General features: G+C 29.8%; 7 protein-coding genes. 2 read left to right on the plus strand and 5 right to left on the minus strand.

What is annotated here, in order from left to right; all coding sequences use genetic code 11:
- Nucleotides 1–70: 70 nt before the first annotated feature.
- A complete protein-coding gene (locus WBG30_RS11450) occupies nucleotides 71–598 on the minus strand; it encodes an NUDIX hydrolase (RefSeq protein WP_424504788.1) in 528 nt (175 codons plus the stop codon).
- 230 nt (nucleotides 599–828) lie between these two features.
- Here WBG30_RS11450 and WBG30_RS11455 point away from each other — a divergent pair, with 230 nt between their 5' ends.
- Nucleotides 829–1,176 carry a hypothetical protein gene (locus WBG30_RS11455; RefSeq protein WP_424504789.1) on the plus strand — a complete coding sequence of 116 codons (348 nt, stop codon included), beginning with the start codon at nucleotides 829–831 and terminating at the stop codon, nucleotides 1,174–1,176.
- A 36-nt stretch (nucleotides 1,177–1,212) separates the two neighbouring features.
- On the opposite strand, the gene hydG is transcribed toward WBG30_RS11455, so the two are convergent.
- From hydG to glyA, 4 genes are all read right to left on the minus strand, one after another.
- Nucleotides 1,213–2,634, minus strand: coding sequence for a [FeFe] hydrogenase H-cluster radical SAM maturase HydG (gene hydG / locus WBG30_RS11460; RefSeq protein WP_424504790.1), 1,422 nt, complete (start codon nucleotides 2,632–2,634; stop codon nucleotides 1,213–1,215).
- Nucleotides 2,635–2,767: 133 nt separating this feature from the next.
- Nucleotides 2,768–3,010: a TM1266 family iron-only hydrogenase system putative regulator gene (locus WBG30_RS11465; RefSeq protein WP_424504791.1), complete on the minus strand. Its 243-nt coding sequence runs from the start codon at nucleotides 3,008–3,010 to the stop codon at nucleotides 2,768–2,770.
- A 193-nt stretch (nucleotides 3,011–3,203) separates the two neighbouring features.
- Nucleotides 3,204–3,980 carry a methyltransferase domain-containing protein gene (locus WBG30_RS11470; protein ID WP_424504792.1) on the minus strand — a complete coding sequence of 259 codons (777 nt, stop codon included), beginning with the start codon at nucleotides 3,978–3,980 and terminating at the stop codon, nucleotides 3,204–3,206.
- A 202-nt stretch (nucleotides 3,981–4,182) separates the two neighbouring features.
- On the minus strand, nucleotides 4,183–5,424 hold the full coding sequence (gene glyA / locus WBG30_RS11475) for a serine hydroxymethyltransferase (protein ID WP_424504793.1): 1,242 nt from the start codon (nucleotides 5,422–5,424) through the stop codon (nucleotides 4,183–4,185).
- Between the two features lie 574 nt (nucleotides 5,425–5,998).
- Between glyA and WBG30_RS11480 the strand changes: the two genes are divergently transcribed.
- Entirely contained in the window at nucleotides 5,999–6,550 is a 552-nt protein-coding gene (locus WBG30_RS11480; protein ID WP_424504794.1) for a ferritin family protein, read from the plus strand.
- The last annotated feature ends 16 nt before the right edge of the window (nucleotides 6,551–6,566 follow it).

The following is a 6,566-nucleotide window of genomic DNA, read 5'->3' on the forward strand; positions in this document are numbered from 1 at the left end:
TTTAAATTGTCTGTTTCAAAACTTTATTTTTTATTTCGTGTAGATTAATGATAATTGGTGACAAAGCTTCTTAGTTTTTCTCTACCAATTCTTTTGCTATTAATTCTAGCATAAATAATTCACGATCTATATAAAGACCAATATTTTTAGGCTGGTTTTTAATAACTTCTTTATTATGAGCAATAGCCTCATAGATATTTACCCATCTAGCATCCATCCCATTATTTATCTCATAATCTTCTAAATTAGTTTTTCCTAATTCCTTATGGATACCACAGAGGAAAAAATATGAGATCATATTGATGTAGTCATAATCTTTTTTATAGATGGGTTTTATTTCATCGTAGACACCATATTCACCTAAAATCTCTATATTCTTAGCTCCTGTCTCCTCATTGATCTCTCTTTTTACTCCTTCAATTAGATCTTCACCTTGGTCGACTCCTCCTCCAGGAAAGCTATAGTCATCATATCTTTTAGTGTAGAGTAACAAGATGTTTTCACCATCTAATATAATACCTCTAGAAGCTATTCTTTTATATGTTTTTTTGTCTTCTAAATTTATATTTTCTGAAATAAATTTTCTGAGTATTCTCATTTTTTACCTCCAATAATAGTTTTTTATAATGTATATATTATATCACACTCATAGAATAATTCTCTTATCCTCATTCTATTTATAAAGAAGAAGAGTGTTTTTCTAAATTTATTATTCTTATTTTTTCATATTTTATTTTTCAATTATAATTTTATATTTTTTTAGTTATATGGTATAAATATAGTATAACTGATAGCTTATAAAAAATAAAATTACTGGGGGAATAAAAAGTGGTAGAAAATAAAGAAGTAAAATTAGAACCTTATATGAAATACTTAAAAAAAAGCATTCTTCACTATTTTGATAAAGGTTTTAAAATTTATGTAGAGTATAAACCGAAAACAGATGAAGAATTAATATTTGAATTAACAGCTTACGCTAAAGAGAGGGAAGAAAAAATTACTTATTATAAAAAAGACGGAATACTTTTTCTTGAGAAAAATGGGATTACTTATAGTATAGAAGTGGATAAAACTAATATATCTGGGCATGCATTTTTAGGAGCAGGTGTAGCATGGGGAGCTAGTGCTACTCCATGGGTTATAATAGCAACAGAGGTAAAAAATAAGAAAGAATAAGAAAAAAGCGCAGAATATTCTACGCTTTTTTTTTATTTAATAGTACAGATCTCTCTTGCTATTTTTTATTGCTTCTAATTTGACCTTAAGAGAAGCCTTAGTTTCTTCACTTAGTCTAGATGTAACAGTGCTATTATTGATTAAATCATATCCTACTTTTTTAGTCTCTTCACTGGCATAATCTTCAAGATATTCCGCTAATGTTAAGACGGCATTAGGAGTACAGAAATTATGGATAAACCCAGGTTTTGAAAATTCCATAAAGTGTTCTCCAGTACGGCCAAGTCTATAACAGGCTGTACAAAATGAAGGAGTGAATCCGTTTTCCATAAGTTCTCTCAATATATCATCTAGATCTCTAGAATCTCCTATCTTAAATTGTTCATTATCTAAATCTTGCTGAGATTTCTTTTTCTTTTTAGTGTATCCTTGTAACTCAATCTGAGTACCAGCATCGATTTGGGATACTCCAAGTTCCATACATTCACGTCTTAATTCAGGATTTTCACGAGCTGTAAGAATAAGCCCGGCATAAGGAACGGCCAATCTTAAGATTGCTATGATTCTTTTTAATTCCATATCATTGATTAGATATTTATCATTATGGTTAACTCCAGAAGCTTCATTTAATCTAGGAAACGAAATTGTATGGGGTCCTACACCAAAGTTATCTTCTAAATGTTCTACATGTTGCATCAATCCTAAAACTTCAAATTTCCATTTATAGATACCAAATAAAGCTCCAATGCCTACATCATCTATTCCTGCTTCCATAGCACGTGATAGACCAAATAGTCGCCACTTAAAGTTAGATTTTTCTCCTCTTGGATGAACCATTGCATAAGATGGCTCATGGTATGTTTCTTGAAAAATTTGATATGTTCCGATTCCTGAATCTTTTATAATTTTAAAATCTTCAATAGTTTGAGGAGCTGCGTTTATATTGACACGTCTGATCTCTCCGTTACCTTTTTTTACAGAATAAGTTTTTTCTACAGTTTCTTTGATATATTCGGCTGAATAGTCAGGATGAGTACCATATACCTGAATAATTCTCTTGTGTCCTTCGTCTACAAGTGCTTCTATCTCTTGTTCAATTTCATCCATAGATAATGTCTTTCTAGACATTTGGTCATTTTGAACATTGAATCCACAGTATGTACATGAGTTAGTACATTTATTTCCTAGATATAGAGGAGCAAATAATACTACTCTATTTCCATAAACATCCTCTTTGATATGTTTTGCTAATGCAAACATCTCATCGATCTTATTTTGATCTTCAGTATTTAAAAGAACAGTTGTTTCTTCTAAACTAAGTCTTTCACCTTTTTTTGCCTTTTCCATAACCCTATAAAAATCTTCATCTGTAGGGTTAGTTAGTAATAAAGATTCGATTAAATCAGAATTGATAAAACTTTCCTTTTTAATCTCTTCTTTCCATGTTAAGTTACTCATTTGATACCTCCAAAATTTAATAATTTGAAGATTGATATGAAAACCATACGATCTAAAATAAAAAAATGATCTTCTACCATCTCCCTTTTACTTAGAAATTTAATAAATTTCCTTGTAATTAGGATAAATTAGGTTATTTCTTAGTAGCAGTCTTTACAGACACACCTTTAAGGTTCCCTATTTTACCTGATAATGACCCTATTCTATCATTATCTGTTTCTAAAATCAATACAATAACAGAAATACCTGCTTCTCTGTAGGGAATCCCCATTCTAGAGATTATAATTTTCGAAAACTCCATTAAGATTTTATTAATACTAGCTATACTATCTCTATTTTCAACAAATATAGACATAGTGGATATTCTTTTGTTCATAAATCACCCCTTTATGGCTTTTAGCCAAATTAATTATTTAAATTGTATCATATATTTAGATGACCTTAAAAAATTATTTAAAGGAATAAAGTAATAATTTAAAATTAATATAGGAATTATAGAAATGTTAATTTTTATAAGTTAGCTTCTTTATTGATAACAATTCTTTTTACTAAATTTTTATTATCACCTCTTATTTTTTTTTACCTTTTTGAGCAATTATAAAGAAACGATGACAAATAAGATCTATATATCCTTGTTTTCGAATGAATTTATGTATATTAAATAGTTCTTTATAATATTTTTTGACACTAAAATCTGGAATCTGCCAAGGGATTGCTTTTAGATAATAAACTATTGCACCGATATCATAAAATCTTGTTTTTACTTTATCTTCTTTTAGTTTTTTCAATTCTAAACCACATGATCTAAGGCTTTCAGACGCTTTATCTAAATTCCAATCTTCATATTGATTTGAATTTGCTCCTAAAAGTAAGTTCAAGTCAATATCATTTAATCCTCCAACCTGCTGAGTTATAAAATACCCTTTTGGTTTTAAAATTCTCATGATTTCAAGAGAGGAGAAAGATTCGTGTCGGTTGATTATCAGATCAAACCTTTCTGAAGATATAGGAAGTGCAGTATCTTCTTCTACAGAAAAAACATTTATTCCTAGAGGTTCAAGTCGTTTCTTGGCTTCTTTAATATTTGGTTTATAACCTTCGGTAGCACATGTATCTTTTGGCAGAAAAGTTAATGAAGATAAGAATTCACCACCACCAGTTCCCATATCTAAAAGAGAGTTTGCATGGCTATAATAATCAACTATTTCATTATAATAGTTCCAGCTTAGTGGAAATTCCTTCATTCGGTTATGACGTGTTAAATAATTAAAACTCCAACCTCTAAACTCTTTCTCTTGGTCTAAAAGATACCTTTCAAATTGTTCTTTTTCATCTATTATATTCATTTTATTCCTCCTGTTATTAAACAATAATTATTTTATTAAAATTTATATTGTAATAATTGAGGAGGAGGTCTGCTAAGTTGTTATACTCCGTCAAAATTATAGAATCTAAACATAATTTTATTTCACTCCTATTTCTTAATTTTGTTTTAATTAATATATTTTATTTTTATTGTTATCTTCCTTCATTTGAAGTTACAAATGATTAGTTTCTATATAGAGGGAAATTTTTACAGAGTTCTGCAACCTCATTTTTTATAGTTTTTAATATTTTAGGAGAATTGCCGTTATCTAAAGCTTTTAGAATTAAAGTAGAGACTTCTTTCATCTCTTCTTCTTTCATTCCTCTAGTCGTAAGGGCAGGGGTTCCTATTCTGATACCACTAGTTACAAATGGACTTTTAGTATCGTAGGGAATACCGTTTTTATTTACTGTAATGTTTGCTTCTTCAAGGATCTTTTCAGCTTCTTTTCCAGTAAGATTTTTATTAGTAAGATCAACTAATATCATATGGTTATCAGTTCCACCACTGACGATTCTTAAACCACCTTTTTTTAATTCTTCAGATAAAATATGAGCATTTCTTATTACTTGTTTTTGGTATTTTTTGAATTTCACATCTAGGGCTTCGTTAAATGCCGTAGCTTTTGCAGCAATAATATGCATAAGAGGACCACCTTGAATTCCAGGGAAGATCACTTTGTTAATTTTTTTTATCATTTCTTCATCGTTGGTAAGGATCATTCCTCCTCTAGGACCTCTTAAAGTTTTATGAGTAGTCGTAGTAACAACATGGGCATATGGGATAGGAGATGGATGCTCTCCTGCAGCTACAAGACCTGCGATATGTGCCATATCTACCATAAGGTAAGCTCCTACCATATCAGCAATTTCTCTGAATCTTTTAAAATCAATGGTACGAGAGTATGCACTAGCTCCTGCAACAATTATACGAGGCTTTACTTCTAGAGCTATTTCTTCTACTTTTTTATAATCTATCATTTCTGAATCACGGTCTACTCCATAAGAATAAACGTTATAATCCTGCCCTGAAAAATTGACATTTTTACCATGAGTCAAGTGACCTCCATGATCTAATTTCATTCCCAAAATAGTATCTCCAGAATTTATCAATGCTCTATATACTGCCATATTTGCCTGGGACCCTGAGTGTGCTTGTACATTTACATATTTTACTCCAAATAGTTTGCCCGCTCTTTCAATAGCTAGATTTTCTGCTATATCTACAAATTGGCAACCTCCATAGTATCTTTTTCCAGAATATCCTTCAGCATATTTATTTGTCATTACACTTCCTGCAGCTTCCATTACAGCTTTTGATACAAAATTTTCAGAAGCTATAAGCTCTAAACCATATTCTTGACGTTCTTCCTCTTTTTGGATAGCTTCCCAAAGTTTTTTGTCATTCATTTCTAATTCTTTCATTGTGTGTCCTCCTTTTGGGTAAATAAAAAAAGCCCTAGATATATTCCATCTACGGCTTTAAAATTAACAAAATTAAAGTGTTGTTGCAGATATAGATTTACATCAAAAATTCAAAAAGCATATATAATATTTTTTATAGCATTTAGAATTTTGGGAGGATATAAATCTTCTAATCATGGCTTTGTCTCCTTTGAATTTTTTTATTTGCTAAAGGATACTTCATAAAAAACAGTTTGTCAAGAAAATAAAAAAAATTTAAACTTTTTTTACATAAGTGACGTCTGATAATTATAAGCAAATGAAAATAATAGTTTTTCATTTCTTTCTTTCCTTAGAATAAAAGACCTCCTAGCTGTGTGATTATTACAGATAGGAGGTCTTTTATTTATTTTCTGCATTTTTTACTAATTTATTTAATAAATTTTTGACTTTAAGATGAAAGAATCTTAATCTTGTTAAAATCAAATTATATATTAAAAAATACTTGACTTTATTTTATAAAATTGTTATTATAATTTTGTAACCGATACAAATTTGAAAATTAAATAAAAGACTATATAAAGGAGTGAATTAAATGACAAAAGTAAGATGTACAGTATGTGGGGAAATATTAGATGCAAATGTTGAAGTCTGTCCAGTATGCAAGGCAGGAAAAGATAAATTTGTAGCTTATGATGAAAGTGCAACTGAAGAGTGGGCAACTGAACATAAGTTAGGAGAAGGATTAGCTTGTGGAGATACAGAGATCATCGAAGGACTAAAAGCTAACTTTGCTGGAGAATGTACAGAAGTTGGAATGTACTTAGCAATGTCAAGAGTTGCAGATAGAGAAGGATATCCTGAAGTAGCGGAAGCATACAAGAGAATTGCATTTGAAGAAGCAGAACATGCAGCTAAATTTGCTGAATTATTAGGAGAAGTAGTAACTAATTCAACAGAAGAAAACTTAAGATTAAGAGTAGCAGCAGAATACGGAGCTACATCTGGTAAATTTGAAATTGCAAAAAGAGCTAAGAAATTAGGATTAGATGCAATTCATGATACAGTACATGAGATGGCTAAAGATGAAGCTAGACATGGAAAAGCATTCAAAGGTTTATTAGAAAGACATTTTGAAGCAAAATAATTAAGATAAAAACTAA

Origin of the sequence: Psychrilyobacter sp., assembly GCF_049671765.1 — a bacterium.
Lineage (GTDB): Bacteria > Fusobacteriota > Fusobacteriia > Fusobacteriales > Fusobacteriaceae > Psychrilyobacter.